Here is a 22,429-nt window from a genome sequence, read left to right on the forward strand (position 1 = left end):
TTCACCCCTTCCGGCCCACCGCCGCTTCGCGGAGGGCGCGGTTGAACTCGTCGACGCGTTCGGCGAAAGGCAGATGCCCCACCCGCTGGAACCAACGCGCCGTCGCACCGGGAATCTTCCCGAGCGCGTACGCCGCGGCGGCCGGGTCGACCACCCGGTCCTCGGTCCCGTGCGCGACCAGCGTGGGCACGGTGATGCCCGCCAGCGTGTCCGCGCTGCCGGTGTCCCGCGTGAACAGCGCTTTTCGGACCGGCGGCGGCACGCTCAGCGTCGCGCCGACCCGCCGTTGAGTGTCCTCGCCGGACGCGGGCTCGGCCGTCATCCCGGCTGTGAGAGTCACGACACTCGGCAGCGCCACAGCCGGGTCCTCGGAAAGCACGCCGGGGATGGCGTCGCGCATGAGCGGGCCGATGACGCCGCCGGGGCGGTTCTTGCCGATCTCGGTGAGCGCGCCGACCAGGACGATGCCCGCGAGGCCTGCGCAGCCGCGTTCCCGCACGTAGTCGGTGATCACCAGGCCGCCGTAAGACCAGCCGACGACCGTCGCGGGCGACCCTGCCAGGCGCAGGACAGCGGCCAGGTCCTCCGCCCACACCGCCGGGTTGTCGTAACCGTCCTTCGGTATGTCGGAACTACCGTGGCCGCGTAGGTCCACCGCGAGCAGGCAGTGCTCCCGCAGCAGATCCGGGTCGTGGAACTGGTTGGCCCAGACCGCGCCGGACTGGGCCCAGCCGTGCACGAACACGATCGGCGGCTTCGCCGGGTCGCCCGCGACCCGCACGGCCAGCGCCGCGCCGCCCGCGCCGACGACCCCGGCGATCACCGCAGCGCCGACATGGACTGCCACTGGCCCCACGGGATCAGCCAGTCGAACACGTCCGAGGTGGTGGGCATGTTCGCCTTCGAGCCGCTGACCTCGATCGGATCGCCGATCAGGGCGCTGTCGAAGTAGGCCTTCGCGTCGGCCTCGAACAGGTTCACGCAGCCGTGCGAGGAGTTGACCTTGCCGATGTTGGCGTGGTTCTCCTCGTTCTCGTGGATGAACTCGCCGTGGTTGGAGAACCGCACGGCCCACTTCTTCTTGACGTTGGTGTAGCCGTAGCGCGGGTTGGAGAAGTCGCCGATCGGGTCCTTCTGCATGACGATCATCGTGCCGTTGGGCGTGTTCAGGTTCGGGTCGGCGTCCTTGCCGTTGCTGGCCGGGTAGCTGGCGAACAGCTTGCCGTCGCGGTAGACGTCCATCCGGTGGTCCGGCGTGTGGATCTTCACGACCTGGTTGCGGCCGATGGTGAACTTCGTGCTCAGGTCGGCCTTGCCGTACGCGCCGCCGCCGTAGGCCAGGCCGTAGAGCTTCGCGGTGACCGTCACCTTCGTTCCGGCGGGCCAGTACTCCTTCGGCCGCCAGTCCACCTGCTGGTCGTTGAGCCAGGCCCACGAGCCCTCGACCGGGGTCGAGGTCTGCACGGTCAGCGCCTTCTCCACCGCGGCCTTGTCGCCGACCTTGCCCTCGGGGAACTTCACGCTGATCGGCATGGCGACGCCGACCTCGGCGTTGTCGGCCGGGTTGATCGTCGCGCGCGGGGTCTTCGCGGGCTTGAGGGTGGTGAAACCGCCCTTCAGTTCGACCTTCTTGCCGTCGGAGCCGGTGGCCGTAGCGGTGTAGGTGTACTGCTTGCCGTAGCCGAGGACCTCTTCGGACGTCCAGGTCAGCTTGTCGGGGGACACCGTGCCCTTGATGCCCTTGCCCTCGGCGTTGACCAACTCGACCGTGTCGAGGGCGCCCTCGGCCACGCTGATCGTCACCGGCTGGGTCGGCGGCACGTCCACGGCGTTCGCGGCCGGGGTCGCGGTCAGCTTCGCCTTCGGCGGGGCCTCCTGCTGCTGGGTCTCCCCACCGCCACCGGACGCCCCGGGCTGCTCCGAGGTGCACCCGGCGAGCAGCGCGAGAACCAGGAGCAGGGCCCCGATCAGGCCGGTGGTCCTGGTCGTCGTAGCCGGTCGCCTCACCACGCACCTCCGAAATCGAACACGGTCGAGTCACCCCATAGAGGAAGACGCCCGAGCGGCGGTGGGGTGCTCCCGCACGGGGTGTGACAGTGCTCATAACCCCGCGCGCGCCGATTGGTTGCACCCGCGGGGAGGATCGGGCCCGTGAACAACCCCATTGCAGTAGTGACCGGCGCGAGCGCGGGCATCGGCGCGGCGACCGCCCGCCACCTGGCGGCAGCGGGATTCGACGTCGTGTTGGGCGCCCGGCGGCTCGACCGCCTGCGCGAGGTCGCGGCCCCGATCGGCGGCGTCGCGCTCGAACTCGACGTCACCGACCCCGCCTCGGTCGAGGCGTTCACCGCCCAGGTCCCAGCGTGCCACGTTCTGGTGAACAACGCCGGTGGCGCGAAGGGCCTCGACCGGGTCGCCGACGCCGACGAGGAGCGCTGGCGGTGGATGTGGGAGGCGAACGTGCTGGGCACCCTGCGGGTGACCAAGGCGCTGCTGCCCAAGCTCGCGGCCTCCGGGAACGGCCATGTGGTGACGATCACCTCGATCGCCGCGCACGAGATCTACGACGGCGGCTCCGGCTACACCGCGGCCAAGCACGCGCAGTCGGCGCTGCACAAGACGCTGCGCGGCGAGCACCTGGGCGAGCCGGTGCGGTTCACCGAGGTGCTGCCGGGCATGGTCGAGACGGAGTTCTCGGTGACCCGCTTCGACGGCGACGCGGAGAAGGCCGCCAAGGTCTACGACGGCCTGGTCCCGCTCACCGCGGACGACGTGGCCGAGGTGATCGCGTTCGCGGTGACCAGGGCGCCGCACGTGAACCTCGACCAGATCGTCATGAAGCCGCGCGCGCAGGCGTCGGCCACCCGCGCGCACCGGGTCAGCTCAGCGAGCAGTTGACCAGCACCGGCTCCAGGTGCAGGTCGACGCCGAACGCGGCGCGCACGCCGTCGCGGACCTCCAGGGCCAGCGCCAGGAGGTCCGCGGTGGTCGCGTCGCCCCGGTTGGTCAGCGCCAGGGTGTGCTTCGAGGACAGCGCGACCCGCCCGCCCGCGCCCGCGTGGCCCTTGGCGAACCCGGCGCGCTCGATGAGCCAGGCCGCTGACAGTTTCGACGCGCCCAGCCCGGCCGGGTAGCGCGGGATCGTCACGTCGGGCCCGACCGCGGCCACGATCCGGGCGAGCACCGCGTCGAGGTCGTCGTCACCGACGATCGGGTTGGTGAAGAACGAGCCCGCGCTCCAGGTGTCGTGGTCGACCGCGTCGAGCACCATGCCCTTGCCCCGGCGCAGTTCCAGCACCGCCTCCCGGGCAGCGGCGACCGGCACCCGCGCGTCCTGGCGGACTCCCAGGGCGCGGGCGAGTTCGGTGTAGCGGACGGGGGCGGACAGGCCGTCGTCGACCAGCTCGAAGCGGGCGCGCAGGACGACGGCGCGGTCGGTGCCCTTGAGGACGCTGGTCCGGTACCCCAGGCCCAGTTCGGCGGCGGTGAGGGTGCGGATCTCACCGGTGGGCCGGTCGTAGAGGTCGACCGAGACGAGCACCTGGGCGACCTCGACGCCATAGGCGCCGACGTTCTGCACCGGGGTCGCGCCGACCAGGCCGGGGATGCCGGAGAGGCATTCGAGGCCGCCGAGCCCGGCTTCGACGGTGCCCGCGACCACGGTGTCCCAGTCCTCGCCCGCCTCGACAGTGAGCTGGACCCGGCCAGGGGCGGTGCAGTCGATCTTGCTGCCCCGGTTGGCGACCAGCACGACGGTGCCGTCGAACCCCAGATCGCCGACGACGAGGTTGGACCCGCCGCCAAGCACCAGCAGCGGCTCCCCGTCCTGGTCGGTGGCCCGGACGGCGTCGACCACCTCGGCGGCCGTCCCCGCCGCGACGAATCTGGCGGCTGGTCCGCCGAGCCGCAGGGTCGTGTATCCGCTGAGGGGGACTCCGGTGCGGACGTCGGCGCCGAGGGGGAGGCTGGTCACGGGCACAAACGGTAACCTCCAGCCCATGCCCAGCCGCATCGAGCACCGCGCCGAGTTCACCGCACCCGCGTCCCGGGTGCACGCGGCCCTGGTGAACCGTGCCTTCCTCGACGAACGCCTCCGGGTGCTCGGCGGCAAGGGCGCCGAGCTCACCGCCTACGAAACCACTGGTGACGGCGTCACCTACAGCCTCCGCCAGGGTCTGGAAGCGTCCCGCCTCCCCTCCGTGGTCCGCACAGTCGCCAAGGGCGACCTAGTGGTCGAGCGAACCGAAACCTGGCGCCCCGACGGCCCCCGCTTCGAGGGCGCCACCACAGCCGCCGTCGCGGGCCTACCCGGCGAGATCAAGGGCCGTTTTCGCCTCACCGACACCCCCACCGGCAGCGAGTGGCGCACGGACGCGGAAGTGAAGGTCAAAATCCCCCTGATCGGCGGAAAGATCGAGTCGGTGATCGCGGAACAGGTGCGCAAACTCCTGGCCAGCGAGGCCGAGTTCGCCGCCACCTGGCTGGCCGACCACCCCGAATGACGGCCTCCGCGTGACCACTCCCCACCCGACCGCGAACCGCCGAACCACCCCTCACCCCCACTTCCCTGCCCGCGGCTCAACACCGCAGCACCCAACCCACCCCGCGGCCGTCGCCAGCCGAACCATCAGCGGTGCGATCCCTCCCCGCTCAGTCTCACCTGCCGGCATGACGACCGCCCGCCTCGCGGCCATCGCCCTCCACACCACCAACCAGGTGACCACCCACCAATCAGCCCCACCAGCCGACACGTCGACCGCCCGCCTCGCGGGCCCCCGGTCCGCGACCGCCTATCTCCCGTTCGCCACCCGGCCGGGCACTGGCTCCGCGGCCAGGCCGGTTGGCTGTTCCCTGGTCGCTGGTGGGGCGGGTGTCGGGCGTTCGGTGGGTGGCCGGGCGGGTGCTTTGTGCCGGGTGGGTTGCCGCTGATGGCTCGTGTTCCTCGGTTGGCCGCCGGCCGGGCCAGGGCGCTGGGCGCTCCGACGCGGGGCACGACCAACCCGAACCGGTTGCGGCGGGTGGATCGGTGGATGGTCGGCTCGCCTGTTGTCCGTGAGGTGTTGTCGGGGGTTGATCCGCTGGTGGTCGACCTCGGGTACGGGGCGACACCGGTCACGACGGTTGAGATGGCGGCCCGGTTGCGGGCGGTGTGCTCGGATGTGCGGGTTCTGGGGTTGGAGATCGACCCGGAGCGGGTGGCGGCGGCCAAGCCGTGGGCCGACCCGCCGCGGCTGGAGTTCCGCCGGGGCGGTTTCGAGTTGGCGGGCGCGCGGCCGGTGTTGGTGCGCGCGTTCAATGTGCTGCGCCAGTACACCGAGGCCGAGTCGGCGTCGTCGTGGGCGACGATGCTCGACCGGCTGGCTCCGGGCGGTCTGCTGGTCGAGGGCACCTGCGACGAGATCGGCAGGCGCTGCGCCTGGGTGACCCTGGACGCGACCGGCCCTAGGACGTTCACCGTGGCCTGTCTGCCTTCCGGTGTCGAGCGACCGTCCGATGTGGCCGAGCGCCTCCCCAAGGCCCTCATCCACCGCAACGTCCCCGGCGAACGGGTCCACGACTTCCTGTCGGCGCTCGACGCGTGCTGGGCGACGGCGGCGCCGTTCGCGGCCTTCGGCCCCCGGGCCCGGTGGGTGGAGTCGGCGCGGCTGCTCGCCGAGGGCGGTTGGCCGGTGCTGGACACCCGCAAACGCTGGCGGCTCGGTGAGCTCACGCTGGATTGGTCGGCTGTGGCGCCGAGATAACTCGCCTTGACTTTGCCGTTACGTCAACTTCTACCGTTGTCTTCGGGCCGGAAAGACCGGCCCGGAGGAGACGGAGACCGATGGCCTGGTCGATCGCACAGGTGGCCCGCATGTCGAAGGTGACGTCGCGGACGCTGCGCCACTACGACGAGATTGGCCTGCTGCCACCGGCCAGAGTCGGCGACAACGGCTACCGGTACTACGAGCAGGAGCAACTGCTGCGCCTGCAGCAGATCCTGGTGCTGCGCGAACTGGGTCTTGGCCTGGACGCGATCGCCGAGATCGTCAACCAGGGCCGCGACCGGGTCGAGGCCCTGCGCATGCACCACCGCTGGCTGCTGGCCGAACGCGACCGCCTGGACCGCTTGGCGCGCACGGTCTCCCGAACCATCTCCGACGTGCAAGGGGGAGAGAAAGTGACCACCAAATCGGCCGCACACTGGTTCGAGGGCTTCGACTCGGCCAAACAGGAGCAACTGCAGCAGGAAGCCCGCGACCGCTGGGGCGCGGAACACGTCGACGCGGCGAACAAGAAGTTCACCGGCACCCCGCAGGAGTGGTGGCAGACCGAAGGCCAAACCTGGCTCAAGTCCCTGAACACCCTGATCGCCCACATCGACGCGGGCCGCCTCCCCACCGACCCGGCGGTCCAGGAGACGATCGACGGCCACTACCAGTGGATCCAGGGCGCCTGGGTGCCCAACCGCGAGTCCTACACCGGCCTGGCCAACCTGTACGCCGACGACCCGCGCTTCCGCGCGAACTTCGACAAGACCGACCCCCGCCTGGCGGAATACCTCCGAGCGGCCATGACCGAGTACGCTCGCACCCGCCTGTCCTAGGCGTACCTGGTCATGAGGTTTGATCACTTAACGCGGCCGATAGGCGGCACCCATCGAGTGCGGTGACCGCGTCCGGTTGTAGTGATCAAGCCAGGGCACCGGTCCGTGGCATGCGGTTGAACCGCCCCATGCTGCCGTTCCGCCGAGGACGATGCGGCTGGATGGTCGTGTGGCGGCCGCCGACCGCGGCGTGGAGGTCGTGGGCCCAGGCCTCGTGCCAAGCGGGGCTTGGGCCACGACCATGGGCCCGCCAGCCGCTTGCGGGTAGGACCTTGCCGATTTTCTTCACGTCCAGACACACCAGATCACCCCATGCCGGATCTACGGGGCGGCGGCGGTGTGCCGGGTGGCGCTGACGCGCTGCCCGGCACCGGGTCGCACTCGAACCGCCGAAGCACGCCGACGGCGAACGCAGCGTGGCGCAGTAATGCTGCGCCACACAGCACGATGCGGCCACCCGGTGCGACGCCGCCGTTCCACCACGGTCCATGCGGCGCGATGCGGCCGCACCGGTGCGATGCCCTGTACCGACGCGGCCCATACGGCGCAATGCCGTGACCCACCACGGCACCGCAGCCCCGGCACGGCGCAACGCGGCCGAACACGGGGCGCCGAGCTGGTGGGGCGCGCCGCCACCGCCAAGCCGTGGGCGCCGCCCTGGTGTGGGAGTGCCGCCACGGCCAAGCCGTGGGTGCCGCGCAGTGGTGCGAGGTGTGCCGTGGTGTCGCGCAGCGGGTGCGGTGGGGCGCGATGCAGTGATCGAAACGCAGCACGATGCGGCCGCCCCGGTGCAAAGCCTCTGTACCGGGGCGGTCCATGCGGTGCGATGCGGTACCCCCTCCACGTCGTCGTAGCCCCCGACACGCACAGCGCGGCCGGACATGGTCCGAGCTGGTGGGGGCGCCCGCCACCGCCAAGCCGTGGCACCGCACTGGTGTGGCGGGCCGCACCGCCCCAGTGTGGGTGCCGCGCGGGACTGCGAAGTGTGTCGTGCGGCGGGCGCGGTGTGACGCGGTGCAGTAAGCGAAACGCAGCACGATGCGACCGCCTCAGTGCGAAGCCGCGTACTGACGCGGCCCATGCCGCGCGATGCCGTAACCCGCCACGGAGCCGTAGCCCCCGGCACAGCGCAACGCGGTCGGACACGGCGCCGAGCTGGTGCGGCGTGCCGCCACGGCCGAGCATGGGTGCCGAGTTGGGGGTGGCGTGCCGCCACCGCCAAGCGTGGGGTGTCGCGCTGGTGTGGGTGCCGCGCCGCCAGGTGGGTGCCGCGCAGTGGTGCGCCGTGCAGTGGTGGGGAGTGCAGTGGTGGGGAGTGTGTTGTGGTGTCGCGGGGCGGATGCGGTGTGTGCGGTGCGGGTGGCACTCGTGTGTGTTGGCAGTGTGGTTCAGGGCTGGGTGAGACCGGTGCGGGCGTTGGGGAGGAGCGGCGGGTCTGGAGTGGAGGGTTGAGGCGAGAGGCGGAGTGGGCGGGAGTGGCCAAGGTGGACGGATCTGACACGGCGAGGTGTCCCGGCCATGGGACGGGAGTCGGTGCGGTGGAGGGAGTGGCTGGGGTGGGGGTCGGGTGGACAGGGGCTGGGACAATTGGCGGGTGTCGTCGAATGAGCGTCGTTATGTGATCAGGTTGGGGTGTCCGGACCGGGCGGGGGTGGTGGCGAGGATTTCGGGGTTTCTGGCTGAGGCGGGCGGATGGATTGTCGAGGCCGCGTATCACACCGATCCTGATACGAACTGGTTCTTCACGCGGCAGGAGGTGCGGGCGGACTCGTTGCCCTTTGGGGTTGAGGAGTTGCGGAGACGGTTCGGGGACGTGGCTCGGGAACTCAGTGCCAAGTCGGATTGGACGGTGACCGACACCGGGCGGCGGCGGCGAGTGGCGATCTTGGTTTCCAAGGAGGGGCACTGCCTTTACGACCTGCTCGGGCGGGTGCACAGCGGTGAGTTGGACGTGGACATCACCGCCGTTGTCGGCAACCACGCCGATCTGGCCGCGATCACGCGGGCGCACGGCATCCCGTTCCACCATGTGCCGTTTCCCGCGGCCGACCCCGAGGGCAAGGCCGCCTCGTTCGCGCAGTTGCGGCAACTGGTGGACGCCGGGTCGCCGGATGCGATCGTGTTGGCGCGGTTCATGCAGGTGGTGCCTGCCGAGTTGTGCGCGGAGTGGGCCGGGCGGGCGCTGAACATCCACCACAGCTTCCTGCCCTCGTTCGTGGGCGCGCGTCCCTACCACCAGGCGCACCAGCGCGGGGTGAAGCTGATCGGGGCCACGTGCCATTACGTGACGGCCGAACTCGACCAGGGGCCGATCGTGGAGCAGGACGTGATTCGGGTGGACCACGGCGACTCGGTGGCCGACATGGTGCGCAAGGGGCGCGATATCGAGAAGGTCGTTCTCGCGCGGGGGCTGCGGGCGCATCTGGAGAGCCGGATCCTGCTGCACGGCAATAAGACGGTGGTGTTCTAGGTTTTTCGGGCGCTGGGCCGATTGGCGTGGCGGTTTCATGTCGGGCCTCCGGGGTGGTTGTGGTTTCACCGTATGCCGGGGCGGGGTGGGTGTCATTGACACGATGGCATGGGGATAGACGTTTGACGAGATTGGAAGAACGGAGTATGGGGGCGGGTAAATCGGTTGCCGTGAAAGGTGCTCTGCGCGAGCATTCGCGGTGTGAAGACTGGGGACCTGAACAACCTTCCGACCGTTCCGCCGCGACCGCTGTCCACTGCCGACCTGCCCGCCTGCCTGGCGTTGGCGGGCGACCGGGAGTGGCCCTACGAGGACCACAAGTGGGATTTCCTGCTGCGTGTCGGCCAGGGATTCGGCATTCCCGATCCGGCGGGCGGCCTGGCCGCGTGTGCGGTTCTGACCCGGTCTGGCAACCTGGCCGCCATCTCGATGGTGTTGGTGGCGGCCAGGTTCGCCCGCCGTGGCCTGGGCACGCGCCTCATGCGGCATGTGATCGGCGAGGCGGGCGACGCGACGGTCACCCTCTATGCGACGCCGTTCGGGAAACCCCTGTACGAGAAGTTGGGATTCCAGGCGTCTACCGAGGTTCAGGCAAGCGTCGGGGTTCTTCGCACTGAGCGGTCGGGTCTTACGCGCGTGGCCAGCGCGGCAGACCTGGGCCCGATCCTCGAATTGGACCGCGCCGTGTTCGGTGTGGACCGCGCCAATGTCCTCTCGGGACTGTTCGGCTTCGCCGACCATGTCCGGGTGATCGAGCGCGGTAATCGGATCGTCGGTTACGCGAGCGCTTGGCGCCCGGGAACGGGACTGGACAACCGGATCATCGGACCTCTTATCGCCGAGAACGACCACGACGCGAAGGCTCTTATCGCCGATCTCGCGGGAGACGTCGATAAGCCAGTCCGCGTCGATGTGGACGACAGCCGCGCGGAACTGGCCGCCTGGGTCGCCGAGCGCGGTCTGTCGCCGATGTTCCGCGCCACCGCGATGACCCTCGGCGGTCGCCCGCTGCCGGGCGACCGCCGTCGGCTTGTCCTGCCGTTCATGCAGGCCCTGGGTTAGCCGAGAGTCACGAGCATCTTGCCGGTGTTGCCGCCGTCGAGCATGGTCATGAACGCCTCCGGAGCGTTGCGCAGGCCCTTGACCACGGTCTCGGTGTACTGGAGCTTGCCCTCGCGGATCCAGGCGCCGACCTCCCGCACGAAGTCGTCGCGCAGGTCGGAGTGGTCACGCACGAGCATGCCGCGCAACGTGATCCGCTTGCCGATGAGCTGGAGAAGGTTGCGCGGCGCGGGCACCGGCTCGGTGGCGTTGTAGAGGGAGATCATCCCGCAGACGGCGACGCGGCCGTGGTTGTTCATGACCTCGATGGCGGCCTCCAGGTGGTCGCCGCCGACGTTGTCGAAGTACACGTCGATGCCTTCTGGCGCCGCGGCGGCGAGTTGCTCGACCACCGGGGCGTCCTTGTAGTTGAACGCGGCGTCGAAGCCGAGCTGGTCGGTGAGGTACCGCACCTTCACGTCGCTGCCCGCGCTACCGATGACCCTCTTAGCGCCACGAAGCCGCGCTATCTGCCCCACGACAGCACCGACAGCCCCCGCGGCCGCCGAGACGAACACGGTGTCGCCCTCACGGAACTCGGCGACGTCCAACAGGCCCGCGTAAGCGGTGAGACCGGGCATGCCCAGCACGCCGAGGTAGGCGCCAAGAGGCGCGAGATCCGGGTCGACCTTGACCGTTTCGTCGGCGCTGAGCACCGCGTACTCGCGCCAGCCCAGGTTGTGCAGCACGAAGTCACCCGGCTTGAGCGCGTCCACGGTGGACTGGACGACCTCGCCGACCGCGCCGCCCTCCAGCGCGGCGCCGAGGGCGAACGGGGCGACGTAGGACTTCACGTCGTTCATCCGGCCGCGCATGTACGGGTCGACGCTCATCACGTGGTTGCGCACCACGATCTGGCCCGGCTCCGGCTCGGGCACCGGCGCCTCGACAATGGCGAAGTGTTCCGGCCCTGGCCTGCCGATCGGCCGGGCGGCGAGGTGGATCTCCAGTGCGGTCGACGGACTTGTCATGCTGATGGCACTCCCTGATTGGTGGATACGGCCCGCTGGATGCAACACGGGTGGTGATAACGGTGTTCCCATTCGGGTGTGATCTCACTAGGTCACCCACCTGTCACGGTGAGTTGTGGCATGGTAAATCTGCTGACGCCAGGTGGAACGCCGCCGGAAGGACTCCCGATGACCAGCAGCCCCGGACTCCTCGCGACGCCGGACTCCGACGAACTCGTTCACCGGGCCGCATCTCTCGTGCCTCTCCTGCGCAGCAACGCCCAGCGCTGCGCCGAGGCGCGGCGGGTGCCCGCCGAGAACCTGGAAGCTCTGCGCGAGGCTGGCCTGTTCCGTCTGATGCTCCCCCGTCACTTCGGCGGCTACGAGTCGACCATGCGCACCAAGATGGCGGTCCTCGCCGAGGTCGCCCGCGGCTGCGCCTCCACGGCGTGGGTGGCCACGCTGTACTACGACGCGACGTTCCTGCTTTCCCTGTTCCCGGACAGCGTGCAGGACGAGGTCTTCGCCGACCCGGCCACACTGCACTCCGCGACGCTCGTGCCCACCGGCCGCGCGGTGCGGGTCGCGGGCGGTTACCTCGTCTCGGGGCGCTGGCCGTTCAACAGCGGCTGCCTCGACGCCACCTACGCCGTCCAGCCCGGCATGATCGAGAACAGCGACGGGCCCGCCGAGATGGCCCACTTCGTCATCCCCTACACCGAACTCACGGTCGAGGACGACTGGCATGTCAGCGGGATGGCGGGCACCGGCAGCAACACGGTGACCGGCGAGAACATCTTCGTGCCGACCGAGCGCGCCGCGCTGGCGTCGCGGGTGATGTTCGGCGCGCACCTGAGCGAGCGCAACGCCCACTCCGCGCTGTACCGGGTGCCGTTGGTCCCGTACGTGCTGACGAGCTGCCCGCCCGCGTTCCTCGGCCTGGCCGCGGCGGCGTACGAGCTGTTCATGGCCCGGCTGCCGGAGCGGGGCCCCATCGCCTACACCGGTTACACGCACTTCCGGGACGCTCCGATCACCCACCACCAAGTGGCCGGGGCGAAGCTCACTATGGAAGCGGCGGACCATCTCGCTTACCAGGCGGCCGATCTAGTCGACCAACGGGCGCGTACCGGCACGCCGTACGGGCCGCAGGACAAGCCCCGAGTGTGGGGCCTGGTGTCTTACGCGACCAAGTTGTACATGGAGGCCATCGAGACCCTGCGGCTCGCGAGCGGGGCGACCGCGATCAACGAGGCGATGCCGATCCAGCTGGTGGCCCGCAACGCGCAGGCGCTGGCCACGCACGCGCTGATGCTGCCGACCACGGGAGTCGAGCACTACGGGCGGGCGCTGTGCGGCCTTGAGCCCAGCACGCCGCTGCTGGCCTGAGCTCAGGCGTCGAGTTCCCTGGCCAGGTTGGCCAGCAGCTCGTCGTGGATGCGGCGCAGGCCCGCGGGGGCGAAGGCGCGCTCGAAGAAGCCGCCGATGCCGTTCGCGCCTTCCCAGGTGGTGGCCATCCGAACCGTGGAGGTCTCGCCGGAGCCATCGATGGTCCAGGTGGTGACCAGGGTGGAGTTGCGGTCGGCCTCGACCAGGGTGCCCGGCTGCGGCTCGGTGACGTCGATGAGGCAGTCGCGGACGCGCTTGCTGGTGGCCTGGAGCTTCCAGTGCACGACGGTGCCCGCGCCCGTCCCGCCTGCCTGGACCTCGTACTCGCTGTAGTGCGCGGTGAGGATCTTCGACCGGACGCCCGCGTAGTCGGCGACAGCGGCGCGCACCCGCTCGACCGGGGCGGTGAAGGTGCGCTCGGCGAGGGCCTGTACCTGGTTCATCATTCTCCGTACGTCGGCTGTCGGGCGTCCGTAGGCTACCGGCGTGCGGATCGAGATCACCGACCTGGACACCCTGCGGCGACACCGGGCGGACGGCCGCGACCTGCGCGGGGTGACGCTGACCCGGCTCGATCTGACCGATCCGGATGTCGACGCCCTGCTCCGCACGCCGATGGACGGGGCCCTGCTGCTGGGCTGCGCGCTGCGGCCCGAGACGCAGCGGCGGGCGCACGCGGCGGGGGCGCTGCTGTTCCCGATCGTGCCGGGCCTGCCCTACGAGGTTTACCGGTCGCACCTCTACACGTGCGCGGAGTTGTTCGACGGCTTCGATCCCGACCGCCCGGAGACTTACGCGAACACGCCGGACGCGCGCATTTACCGGCACACCCGAGAGCAGGGCTTTCCGCCGGACCCTCTGCACGCGTTGGCCGAGCGGCTGCACGACCACGGCATCTCCGAGGCGCTGCACGACGTGCTTACCGGCAAGCCGATAGCGGTGATGGGTGGACATGCTCTTACCCGCGACTCGGCCGGCTACCGCAAGGCCGTTGAACTCGGTGTCGCGCTGGGTAGTAGTGGCTTCACCGTCCTCACCGGCGGCGGGCCAGGGGCGATGGAAGCCGTGCCGCTGGGCGTGCGCCTGTCCGATCACTCCACTGTGGACGAAGCGCTGGCCGCGCTCGCCGTCGCGCCGAGGTTCGCCAGCGGTGCGACGGTGGACGCGGTGGAGATCGGACGGTGGCTGGCGGCCGGGCTCGCGTTGGCCCTGCCGACTGGGGACCGGCCGCGCACGATCGGAATCCCCACCTGGTTCTACGGGCATGAGCCGCCCAATCCGTTCTGCGAGCTGCACGCCAAGTACTTCGCGAACTCGGTACGCGAAGAGGGTCTGCTCACAGTCGCTACCGGCGGCATCATCTACACGCCCGGCAGTGCCGGGACAGTGCAAGAGATCTTTCAGGACTACACGCAGAACCACTACGGCTCGGTCGGCCCGGCAGCGCCGATGATCTTCCTCGGCTCCCGGTTCTGGACCGAGGAGGTGCCCGCGGCGCCGCTGGTGCGCAAGATGGCGCGCGGGCGGGCGGCTGAGCCGTGGATCCTGGTCACCGACGACGCCGACGAGGCGGTGGCCCTGCTGAGCGCCTACGCGACAGCCGAATCACCCTGACCTGGTTCGGACTCGCCGTGGGGAGAGACCTGCCTGCTTGGTGAGTCAGTCGAGCAGGCCCGCGCGCTGGGCCAGGACGGCGGCGGTGACCCGGTTCGCGCAGCCGGTCGCGGCCAGGATCTCCGAGACGTAGCCGCGCACGGTCGAGTCGGACAGGCGCAACTCCGCGGCGATCTCGTTGTTGCTGCGGCCCATGCCCACCAGCCGCAGCACGTCGCGCAGTCGCGCGGACAGGCGGGCGACCTCGGCCGCGGCGCCGATCCGGTCCAGGTGGTGGGTGGCGAGGTGGCCCATCAGGTCGCTGGTGAGCGACGGGTCGAGCACGGCGCCGCCGCGGGCGGCGACCCGCACCGCCCGAACCAGCTCCGCGGGCTCGACGTGCTTGAGCAGGAACCCCTTCGCGCCCAACTGGAGCGCGGTGGCCACGGCCTGGTCGGCGTGAAAGGTGGTCAGCACCACGACAGCGGGCATCGACGGGTGTCGGCGCAGCTCGCGCAGGGTGTCGATGCCGTCCATGCGCGGCATGCGCAGGTCGAGCAGGAGCACATCGATGTCCTCGGTGCGGACCAGTTCCAGCGCCTCGCCGCCGTGCGCGCCCTCGCCGACGACCAGCACATCGCCAGCCGAGGCGAGGATCTTCGCGACGAAGGAGCGGGCCATCGGCTCGTCGTCCACCACGCCGACGCGGATCGTGGTCGGTTCCGCGGCCGTGCCCGCGACCTCGAAGTCCGTGTTCACGCCCGTATGCAAGCACAGGGCGACTAACCGGGACAGGGGAAAAGTGCTCAACCCGACGATCGTAGGGTCCGCATCCCCTCTTTCGGCCTACTCCGAAACCACGCGGGCCAGGTCGTCGACCACCTCGGCCGAGGGCAGCCCGGCCAGCAGGTCTCCGGGCACCAGCAGCTTGCTGCCGCGGATGCCGCTGCCGATCACCAGTTCGGGCGCCCGCGCCACCGCGGCGTCGATGAGCAGCGGCCAGTCCGCGGGCAGGCCGATGGGGGTGATGCCGCCGTACGCCATGCCGGTCTGCTCTACCGCGCGGTCCATAGGCGCGAACGACGCCTTGCGTACGTCGAGCCGCCTGCGGACGACACCGTTGACGTCGGCCCGGGTAGTGGCCAGTACCAGGCAGGCGGCAAGCCGCTCCGTGCCGCCGCGCTTGCCCAAGACGACTACGCAGTTAGCGGATGCGTCCAACGGTGAGTTGTAGTGCGCGCAGAACGCGGCGGTGTCGGCGAGATCCGGGTCGATCTCGGCGACCCCGACCCGCTCGGCGGCCAGCCCGGCGAGCGCCTTGGCGACCGGGTCGGCGAGCAGCTCGGGGTGGTCCAGAGCGGGCAGGACGGTGAGGCTTCCGGCGATGGTCCAGATCACACAACCGAGAGTAGCGAGAAAGCGGGACAGTCCTCGGTCAGGTCTGGATAAGACCGATCACCAGCGCTGACCGCGCTGCACCTCGATCAGCTTCGGTCGCACGTCGACTATGTAGACCAGGGCGGCGACAAGGCCCGCCATCCAAAAGATCCAGCCGGTGCCCGCGAAACTGAACAGCAACAGCACCGCCGCCGAGCCAGCGGTGATGCCCAGCCAGGCGGGCTTGGTCAGCCGGTCGGCCGCCGAATAGGCGTCCGGCCGCTGCAGCAGCGCATGGATGAACGCGAAGACACCGACGGGCACAGCCGCCCAGTCGATGACCGTCAAAATCCAGATCGCGGTCTGCGGCACGTCTCCTAGCCTACGTGCGCACCGGGCGTATTCACCACAAGGCCCCACACGCTCGCGTCGAGTGTGCGGGGTCTTGTGGGTCGGGCTACTTGGTGGTCGGCTTGGTGGCGGGCTTGCGCGTGACGGCCGTCGTGCGCGCGGCGGGCTTGCGGGCCGGGGCGGTCTTGTTCGCGACCTTGCGCGCCGCGCTGCGCGTCTCGTGGGCGATGTCCTCGCCCGCCTCTTCGACGGCCTCGGACACGTCGGCCGCGACGCTCTCCACGGTGTGGGCGGTCTTCTCGCCAACCGAGCGGGTCTTGCGCGTCACCCGGGCCAAGAGGTCCTCGGCAAGCAGTCGGGCGTCGCCCGCGACCCCGCCGACACGCGCCTGGGCGGCCTCGATGGCCTCCTCCAGCTGCTCGACGGCCTTCTTGACCTGCGGCTGCGACCGCAGCTTGCCGAGCGTGTCCTCGCCCTGGTCGGCCAGCTTCTGGTACAGCCGCAGCGCAGCGGCGGAGTACTCGTTGGCGAGCTTGCGCAGCTCGGCCGGGTCGAGCTTCTCGCGCAGCCCACCGACCTCGTGCGGCAGGTCCGCCACGGCGGTCTTGGTGCTCTCGGCGCCCGTCTTCGCGCGGTTTACCGCGTCCAGGACAGCCTTGGCGGCCAGGTCGCCCGCGCCGAGCGCGGCGAGCAGCGGCGTGCGCGCCTGCTCCAGTGCGGTGTTCACCACCTGCGCGGCCTGCTCGCCCGCCTTGCGGACGTCATCGCTCTTGGGCAGTGTCATCGTGTTCACTCCTCGAAGTCTCGATGTCCACAGTGGACTCGTCCACCGTGGGCTCTGCTGTGGACTCTGCTGCCGCGGACTGCCGGTTCTCGCGCCGGAACGACTCGTAGACGTCCAGCAGCACCTGCTTCTGCCGCTCGGTCAGCCCGTCGTCGGCCCGCACGGCGTCGGTCACCGGCCCCCCGACGGGATGGTCGAGAATGCCCGCCTGCACGTAGAGGGCCTCCGCGGAGATCGCCAGCCCCCTGGCGATCTGCTGCAAGATCTCGGCGCTCGGTTTGCGCAGTCCGCGTTCGATCTGGCTCAGGTAAGGGTTGGACACACCGGCGAGCCGGGACAGCTGGCGCAGCGAGATCTTCGCGGTGTTGCGCTGCGCCTTGATGTACTCGCCGATGTCGCGGCCGAGGTCGGCGACCTTGTCGATCGCCCGGGCCTCGCCGTTGTCAGCCTGGTCCATCCCGCAACCGCCTCCTCGTGCCACCAACGACGGTACGCCGCCGTGCTAGCAGTTGCAAGCAGAGAGTTTGCGCAGGTGCTCCGGTTCCGTCACAGCCGGGCGAGAATCCAGTCCACGACGGCGGCGGTGGTCTCCTCGACGGTGGCCGACGTGGTGTCCAGCAGGTCCATCGGCGGATCGGTGAGCGCGGCGTTGGCCTTGACCCAGCCGTTGAACTTGAGCATGTCGGCGATCCGGTCCTCGTCGTCCCACTCGCGCCAGGCGGGGCGGGCGCGCAGGCGGGCGGCCAAGACGTCGTCGTCGGCCACGAGGGCGAGGTAGTGGATCTCGGAGAACAGCGCGCGCTCGGGCCTGCGCTCGAACTGCGGGGGCGCGACGGTGCCGCACAGCACCGTGGGGCGGCCGTTCTGGTTCAGCATCGCGGCGAGGCGCAGCCAGGTCTGCCGGAAAGCGCCGAAGTCGTCGTACGGGTCGCGCAGCGCGCCGATCCACAGCACGTCTTGCTCCAAGACGACCGCACGGCCGTCGAGCAGGGGGCTCAACCGGCGGCACACGGTGGACTTGCCGGTACCGCTGGGGCCGGTCAGCGCGAACATCGGGAGCCGGTGGAACGGCTCCCGATGCCCGCATCGCGCGCAGACCAGGACAGCACCGTCGACCCGAGGCGCGTCGGCCCACTCACCGCAGGCCACGCAGATCATCGGGTTCAACGGTCAGTCGAAGAGGTCTTCGAGGAAGCTCTTACGGCGTTTCTTGTGGTGGCCGCCGTGCCCGTACCCGTGCGGCGAGTCGCGGTACCCGCCCACGTGGCCGTAGCCGGGGGGCGAGTCGCGGTACCCGGGCGGGGAGTCGCGGTGCGCCCCGTAGCCCGCGGGCGGGTACGGCGCGGCGGCGGGCGGGTACGGCGCGGCAGGTGGATAGCCCGCGGCGGGCGGCGGCGCGCCCTGGTACGGCGGCGGTGGAGCCGCTGCCGCGTAGTGGCGCTGCTCGGCCGACGCGATCTGCTCAAGCTCACCACGGTCGAGGAAGATTCCCCGACACCCTTCGCACTGGTCGATGTGCACACCAAGCCGGTCGACCGTGCGCATGACGTTTTGACACTTCGGACAAATCACTCCACAAGACTACGCAGATGTCGATGCGCATGTCCGCATAGCCGCGCCGAATCCGCCGGACGGCGGGGACCAGCGCCTTCCCGTGGCCGATCATGGTCACCGCCCATACAACCCTCGCGGCGGTTGTATGGGCCAGGCACATGGCTACCGCGTTCCGACCTGCCTACCGTCGTCGTCTATGACGAGTGGCCCGCATCACAATCTGGATCTGGCAGGTCGGGCAGCCCTGGTCACCGGGGGCGCGAGCGGCATCGGGCGCGCCTGCGTCCGGGCGCTGGCGGCCGCCGGGGCCAAGGTGCACGTGGTCGACCGCGCCGGTCCGGCCGCCGAACGGGTCGCGGCGGCGGTCGGCGGGGTGGCGCACGTGGTCGACCTGGCCGACGCCCGCGCGATCGACGGCCTGCCCACCGAGGTGGACATCCTGGTCAACAACGCCGGGCTCCAGCACGTCGCCGCGCTGCACGAGTTCCCGCCAGAGCGGTTCGCGCTGATCCAGCAGGTCATGGTCACCGCGCCGTTCCTGCTGATCCGCCGGGTCCTGCCGCACATGCGCGCACGCGGCTGGGGCCGGATCGTCAACGTCTCCAGCGTCCACGGGGTGCGCGCGAGCGCCTACAAGGCGGCGTATGTGGCGGCCAAGCACGGGCTGGAGGGGCTGTCGAAGGTAGCCGCCGTGGAGGGCGCGCCCTATGGCGTGACCAGCAACTGCGTCAGCCCGGGATACGTGCGGACCCCGCTGGTGGAGAGCCAGATCGAGGACCAGGCCCGCGCGCACGGCGTTCCCGCCGCCGAGGTCGTCGCGCGGGTGCTGCTCGACCGGGCGCCGATCAAGCGCCTGATCGAGCCGGAGGACGTCGCCGGACTCGTGGTGTGGCTGTGCGGCGCGCACGCGGCCCACCTGACCGGGGCGTCGATCCCGGTCGACGGCGGCTGGACAGCCAACTGAATCCCCTCTTACACGGAAATGCGGTGACTCCCTTGTCAGCGGACACGGCAACGAAGCCCAAGTCGTTCGTGCGGATCGTCGGGGCGAGCCTGATCGGCACGACCATCGAGTGGTACGACTTCTTTCTCTACACCGCGGCGGCGGCGCTGGTGTTCAACACGCTGTTCTTCCCGAGCAGCGACCCGCTTACCGGAACCCTCTTAGCGTTCCTCACCTATGCGATCGGGTTCCTAGCCCGTCCGATCGGCGGGCTTGTATTCGGGCACTTCGGCGACAAGGTGGGCCGCAAGAAGCTGCTCGTGCTGAGCCTGCTGCTGATGGGCGGATCGACGTTCGCGATGGGCCTGCTGCCCACCTACGCCGCGATCGGGGTGTGGGCGCCGATCATGCTGACCCTGCTGCGGCTGGTCCAGGGCTTCGCGCTGGGCGGCGAGTGGGGCGGCGCGGTGCTGATCGTGTCCGAGCACGGCGACGACCGGCGGCGCGGGTTCTGGGCCTCCTGGCCGCAGTGCGGGGCGCCGGGCGGCAACCTGCTCGCCACCGGCGTGCTGGCGATCCTGTCCGCGGCGCAGACAGAGGAGGCTTTCCTGTCTTACGGTTGGCGTATCCCGTTTCTGATTTCCGGCGTGCTGGTAGTCATCGGGTTGTGGATCCGGCTGACGGTGGCCGAGTCGCCGGTGTTCCTCGCGGCTCAGGCCAAGGCCGAGGTCACCCGCGAGCACATGCCGGTGGTCGAGGTGTTCCGAACCAGTTGGCGGCAGGTGCTCATCACTATCGGCGCGCGGATGGCCGAGAACGTCTCTTACTACGTGATTACCGCGTTCATCTTGGTCTATGTGACCAAGGGCCTCTTAATGGACAGGGGTGTCGGGCTCAACGCGGTGCTCGTCGGCTCGGTAGTGCACTTCGTGAGCATCCCGCTGTGGGGAGCGCTGTCCGACCGGATCGGCCGCAGGCCGGTGTATCTGTTCGGCGCGGTTGGCATGGCGGTGTGGAGTTTCGCGTTCTTCCTGCTGCTCGACACGAAGTCGCCCGCAGTGATCATCTTGGCGGCGACGGTCGGCCTGGTCCTGCACGGTGCGATGTACGGGCCGCAGGCGGCGTTCTTCTCCGAGCAGTACGAGACGCGCGTCCGCTACACCGGGTTGTCGGTCGGGAGCCAACTGTCCTCGATCGCGGCGGGCGCGGTCGCGCCTCTTATCGCGGTAGCGCTGTTCCAGGCGACCAAGAGCACAGTGCCGGTGTCGCTGTACGTGGTCGCGATGTGCCTGATCACCACGATCGCGGTGCTCGCGGCCCGGGAGACCCGGGGCGCCTCGCTCGGCGACCGGCGGGCCGACCTCCCAGCGGCGCGGCCCCCGGCCGAGCCGGTCCACTGACCCGACCCCTGGGGCCACCCGGCGTGGCCCCAGGGCTTCCTCCAGGTGCGACGATGACCGTTGTGAGGGCGCTGGAAGCCGTGCGCGACCTGCTCGACCTGCTCGCCGATGGCGCGAGCGTGGAGCGGTTGACCCGGGTCGCCCGCGAATCCGGACTGGACGGCGACGACCTGGCGCTGGTGCGGCGGGCCACCGAGGACGCCCTGCGCATCCGGCACACCGTCGCCGAGCACAAGCGGCGCGAGGCCGAACTGGCCGCGCTGTTCGACACCGCGAGCGACCTGGCCGGGCTGCGCGACACCGACGCGGTGCTGCGCTCCATCGTGCGCCGCGCGCGGCTGCTGCTCGGCGTGGACGTATCCTATTTGACGCTCAACGACGAGCACGCGCACAAGACGTACATGCGGGTGACCGACGGGTCGGTGTCCGCGCTGTTCCAGCAGGTCACCCTGGGCATGGGCGAGGGGCTGGGCGGACTGGTGGCGCAGACGGCGCGGCCGTACGCGACCCGTGACTACTTCGCCGACAACCGCTTCCGGCACACCACCCCGATCGACTCCTCCGTGCACGACGAGGGGCTGACCGCGATCCTGGGGGTGCCGCTGGCGTTGGGCAGCAAGGTGATCGGAGTGCTGTTCGCCGCCGACCGCGCCCGCCGCGACTTCTCCCCCGACGAGGTGGCGCTGCTGTCGTCGCTGGCCGACCACGCCGCGATCGCCATCGACAACGCGCATCTGCTCGACGAGACGCGCCAGACCCTCGCGGACCTCAACCGCGCCAACGCGACCATCAGCGCGCACAACGCGGCCATGCGCCGCGCCGAGGACGCCCACGACAAGCTGATGGATTTGGTGCTGCGCGGCGGAGACCTGCCCGATGTGGCCGCCGCGGTCGCCGAGGTGCTGCGCGGCGGAATCGCGGTCCACGACGCGGACGGGATCGAACTGGCCCGGGTGGGCGCGGGCGCGGGCCGCCCGTCGGAGGAAGCCGTTGCGGCTTCTCGCTCCTCAGGTAGAGCTATGTCCACACAAGACACTTGGGTTTGCGCGGTGCAGGCAGGACAAGAGCTGCTGGGAAGTCTGCTGCTTACCGGCCGCGCGTCACTGGACGACGCGGACCGCAGGCTGTTTGAACGCGCGGGCGTGGTGACCGCGCTGCTGCTCATGCTCCGCCGATCGGTCGCGCGGGCCGAGGACGAGGTGCGCGGCGAGTTGCTGGCCGATCTGCTGACCGCGCCCGACCGCAACCCGGCGGCGCTGATCGCCCGCGGGCGCAGGCTGGGCGTCGACCTGACCGAGCCGCACGCGGTGCTGGTGGCGACCGCGGACCAGGCGCCCCGGCGGCGGCTGGCGATAGCGGCCGGTCGGCACGCCGCGTTGGTGGGGGTGCACGCGGAACAGGTTGTGCTGCTGGCTCGCACGGACGACCCGAGCGCGTTGGCCGCGCGGATAGCCGCCGAACTTTCGTCTACAGTGGATTGTCCGGTCACGGTAGGAGCGGCCGGTCCAGTGTCCGGTGTGGACGCTGTGGTCGCTGCACACGCCGAAGCGGCCCGGTGCGCGCGGTCACTGGTGGCCCTAGGGCGGTCCGGGCAGGGCGCCGCGCTGGCGGACCTCGGCTTCGTGGGGCTGCTGCTGGGCGATCCGACCGACCTCGACGGGTACGTGCGCGCCACCCTGGGACCGGTCCTGGACTACGACAACCGGCGCGGCACCGAACTGCTGCGCACCGTTGAGACGTACTTCACTTGCGGGGCGAACCTGACCCGGGCCAAGGACGTGCTGCACGTTCACGTGAACACGGTCGTGCAGCGAATCGAGCGCATCGGGTCGCTGCTGGGCTCCGACTGGCAGACACCGGAGCGGGCGCTGGAGATCCAGCTCGCGCTGCGGCTGCACCGGCTCTCCCGGTAAGAGCTTGCGCGGAAAGGAATC

23 protein-coding genes are annotated in these 22,429 nt (G+C 70.3%); 11 read left to right on the forward strand and 12 right to left on the reverse strand.

Features of this window, described 5'->3' with window-relative positions:
* Position 1: 1 nt before the first annotated feature.
* Together ACZ6SD_RS11385 and ACZ6SD_RS11390 are read right to left on the reverse strand one after the other, a co-directional pair.
* Positions 2-823 carry an alpha/beta fold hydrolase gene (locus tag ACZ6SD_RS11385; protein ID WP_465316905.1) on the reverse strand — a complete coding sequence of 274 codons (822 nt, stop codon included), beginning with the start codon at positions 821-823 and terminating at the stop codon, positions 2-4.
* A complete protein-coding gene (locus ACZ6SD_RS11390; protein ID WP_465316814.1) occupies positions 820-2,007 on the reverse strand; it encodes a L,D-transpeptidase in 1,188 nt (395 codons plus the stop codon). The genes ACZ6SD_RS11385 and ACZ6SD_RS11390 overlap by 4 nt, the downstream gene beginning before the upstream one ends.
* 144 nt (positions 2,008-2,151) lie before the next feature.
* On the opposite strand from ACZ6SD_RS11390, the gene ACZ6SD_RS11395 reads away from it, so the two are divergent.
* The gene (locus tag ACZ6SD_RS11395) at positions 2,152-2,898 is read left to right on the forward strand and encodes an SDR family NAD(P)-dependent oxidoreductase (RefSeq protein ID WP_465316815.1); all 747 of its coding nucleotides are present in this window, start codon (positions 2,152-2,154) and stop codon (positions 2,896-2,898) included.
* Here ACZ6SD_RS11395 and ACZ6SD_RS11400 read toward each other — a convergent pair.
* A complete protein-coding gene (locus ACZ6SD_RS11400; protein WP_465316816.1) occupies positions 2,879-3,973 on the reverse strand; it encodes a UDP-N-acetylmuramate dehydrogenase in 1,095 nt (364 codons plus the stop codon). The genes ACZ6SD_RS11395 and ACZ6SD_RS11400 overlap by 20 nt on opposite strands.
* Positions 3,974-3,998: 25 nt before the next feature.
* Here ACZ6SD_RS11400 and ACZ6SD_RS11405 point away from each other — a divergent pair, with 25 nt between their 5' ends.
* From ACZ6SD_RS11405 to ACZ6SD_RS11425, 5 genes are all read left to right on the forward strand, one after another.
* On the forward strand, positions 3,999-4,502 hold the full coding sequence (locus tag ACZ6SD_RS11405; protein ID WP_465316817.1) for a DUF2505 domain-containing protein: 504 nt from the start codon (positions 3,999-4,001) through the stop codon (positions 4,500-4,502).
* 426 nt (positions 4,503-4,928) lie between these two features.
* Positions 4,929-5,741 (forward strand): class I SAM-dependent methyltransferase, encoded by an 813-nt coding sequence (locus tag ACZ6SD_RS11410; RefSeq protein WP_465316818.1) that lies wholly within the window; start codon positions 4,929-4,931, stop codon positions 5,739-5,741.
* 80 nt (positions 5,742-5,821) lie between these two features.
* Positions 5,822-6,583, forward strand: a complete 762-nt coding sequence (locus tag ACZ6SD_RS11415; protein WP_465316819.1) for a MerR family transcriptional regulator — start codon at positions 5,822-5,824, stop codon at positions 6,581-6,583.
* A 1,594-nt stretch (positions 6,584-8,177) separates the two neighbouring features.
* A complete protein-coding gene (gene purU / locus ACZ6SD_RS11420; RefSeq protein WP_465316820.1) occupies positions 8,178-9,053 on the forward strand; it encodes a formyltetrahydrofolate deformylase in 876 nt (291 codons plus the stop codon).
* A gap of 201 nt (positions 9,054-9,254) precedes the next feature.
* Entirely contained in the window at positions 9,255-10,115 is an 861-nt protein-coding gene (locus ACZ6SD_RS11425; protein WP_465316821.1) for a GNAT family N-acetyltransferase, read from the forward strand.
* Here ACZ6SD_RS11425 and ACZ6SD_RS11430 read toward each other — a convergent pair.
* Positions 10,112-11,125: an NADP-dependent oxidoreductase gene (locus ACZ6SD_RS11430; protein WP_465316822.1), complete on the reverse strand. Its 1,014-nt coding sequence runs from the start codon at positions 11,123-11,125 to the stop codon at positions 10,112-10,114. The genes ACZ6SD_RS11425 and ACZ6SD_RS11430 overlap by 4 nt on opposite strands.
* A 168-nt stretch (positions 11,126-11,293) precedes the next feature.
* Between ACZ6SD_RS11430 and ACZ6SD_RS11435 the strand changes: the two genes are divergently transcribed.
* Positions 11,294-12,493 carry an acyl-CoA dehydrogenase family protein gene (locus tag ACZ6SD_RS11435; RefSeq protein ID WP_465316823.1) on the forward strand — a complete coding sequence of 400 codons (1,200 nt, stop codon included), beginning with the start codon at positions 11,294-11,296 and terminating at the stop codon, positions 12,491-12,493.
* A gap of 2 nt (positions 12,494-12,495) precedes the next feature.
* Here the strand turns inward: ACZ6SD_RS11435 and ACZ6SD_RS11440 are convergent, their stop codons facing one another.
* Complete coding sequence (locus ACZ6SD_RS11440) at positions 12,496-12,936, reverse strand: SRPBCC family protein (RefSeq protein WP_465316824.1); 441 nt, start codon at positions 12,934-12,936, stop codon at positions 12,496-12,498.
* Positions 12,937-12,979: 43 nt separating this feature from the next.
* On the opposite strand from ACZ6SD_RS11440, the gene ACZ6SD_RS11445 reads away from it, so the two are divergent.
* On the forward strand, positions 12,980-14,107 hold the full coding sequence (locus ACZ6SD_RS11445; RefSeq protein WP_465316825.1) for an LOG family protein: 1,128 nt from the start codon (positions 12,980-12,982) through the stop codon (positions 14,105-14,107).
* A gap of 45 nt (positions 14,108-14,152) precedes the next feature.
* Here the strand turns inward: ACZ6SD_RS11445 and ACZ6SD_RS11450 are convergent, their stop codons facing one another.
* From ACZ6SD_RS11450 to ACZ6SD_RS11480, 7 genes are all read right to left on the reverse strand, one after another.
* Positions 14,153-14,845 carry a response regulator gene (locus ACZ6SD_RS11450; protein WP_465316826.1) on the reverse strand — a complete coding sequence of 231 codons (693 nt, stop codon included), beginning with the start codon at positions 14,843-14,845 and terminating at the stop codon, positions 14,153-14,155.
* A gap of 87 nt (positions 14,846-14,932) precedes the next feature.
* Complete coding sequence (locus ACZ6SD_RS11455; protein ID WP_465316827.1) at positions 14,933-15,484, reverse strand: YbaK/EbsC family protein; 552 nt, start codon at positions 15,482-15,484, stop codon at positions 14,933-14,935.
* Between the two features lie 57 nt (positions 15,485-15,541).
* Positions 15,542-15,835, reverse strand: coding sequence for a DUF2516 family protein (locus ACZ6SD_RS11460; RefSeq protein WP_465316828.1), 294 nt, complete (start codon positions 15,833-15,835; stop codon positions 15,542-15,544).
* An 85-nt stretch (positions 15,836-15,920) separates the two neighbouring features.
* Positions 15,921-16,598, reverse strand: a complete 678-nt coding sequence (locus tag ACZ6SD_RS11465) for a hypothetical protein (protein WP_465316829.1) — start codon at positions 16,596-16,598, stop codon at positions 15,921-15,923.
* Positions 16,576-17,055 (reverse strand): helix-turn-helix domain-containing protein, encoded by a 480-nt coding sequence (locus ACZ6SD_RS11470; RefSeq protein ID WP_465316830.1) that lies wholly within the window; start codon positions 17,053-17,055, stop codon positions 16,576-16,578. The genes ACZ6SD_RS11465 and ACZ6SD_RS11470 overlap by 23 nt, the downstream gene beginning before the upstream one ends.
* Before the next feature lie 89 nt (positions 17,056-17,144).
* The gene (locus tag ACZ6SD_RS11475; protein ID WP_465316831.1) at positions 17,145-17,756 is read right to left on the reverse strand and encodes a P-loop nucleotide/nucleoside kinase family protein; all 612 of its coding nucleotides are present in this window, start codon (positions 17,754-17,756) and stop codon (positions 17,145-17,147) included.
* Positions 17,757-17,768: 12 nt separating this feature from the next.
* A complete protein-coding gene (locus tag ACZ6SD_RS11480) occupies positions 17,769-18,170 on the reverse strand; it encodes a TFIIB-type zinc ribbon-containing protein (protein ID WP_465316832.1) in 402 nt (133 codons plus the stop codon).
* Between the two features lie 178 nt (positions 18,171-18,348).
* On the opposite strand from ACZ6SD_RS11480, the gene ACZ6SD_RS11485 reads away from it, so the two are divergent.
* The 3 genes from ACZ6SD_RS11485 to ACZ6SD_RS11495 are packed head-to-tail and all read left to right on the forward strand — an operon-like array spanning position 18,349 to position 22,408.
* On the forward strand, positions 18,349-19,116 hold the full coding sequence (locus ACZ6SD_RS11485) for a 3-hydroxybutyrate dehydrogenase (protein ID WP_465316833.1): 768 nt from the start codon (positions 18,349-18,351) through the stop codon (positions 19,114-19,116).
* 23 nt (positions 19,117-19,139) lie between these two features.
* On the forward strand, positions 19,140-20,495 hold the full coding sequence (locus tag ACZ6SD_RS11490) for an MFS transporter (protein WP_465316834.1): 1,356 nt from the start codon (positions 19,140-19,142) through the stop codon (positions 20,493-20,495).
* A gap of 53 nt (positions 20,496-20,548) precedes the next feature.
* Positions 20,549-22,408, forward strand: coding sequence for a helix-turn-helix domain-containing protein (locus ACZ6SD_RS11495; protein WP_465316835.1), 1,860 nt, complete (start codon positions 20,549-20,551; stop codon positions 22,406-22,408).
* Positions 22,409-22,429 lie beyond the last annotated feature (21 nt).

It is taken from the genome of Actinokineospora sp. NPDC051303, assembly GCF_055586285.1.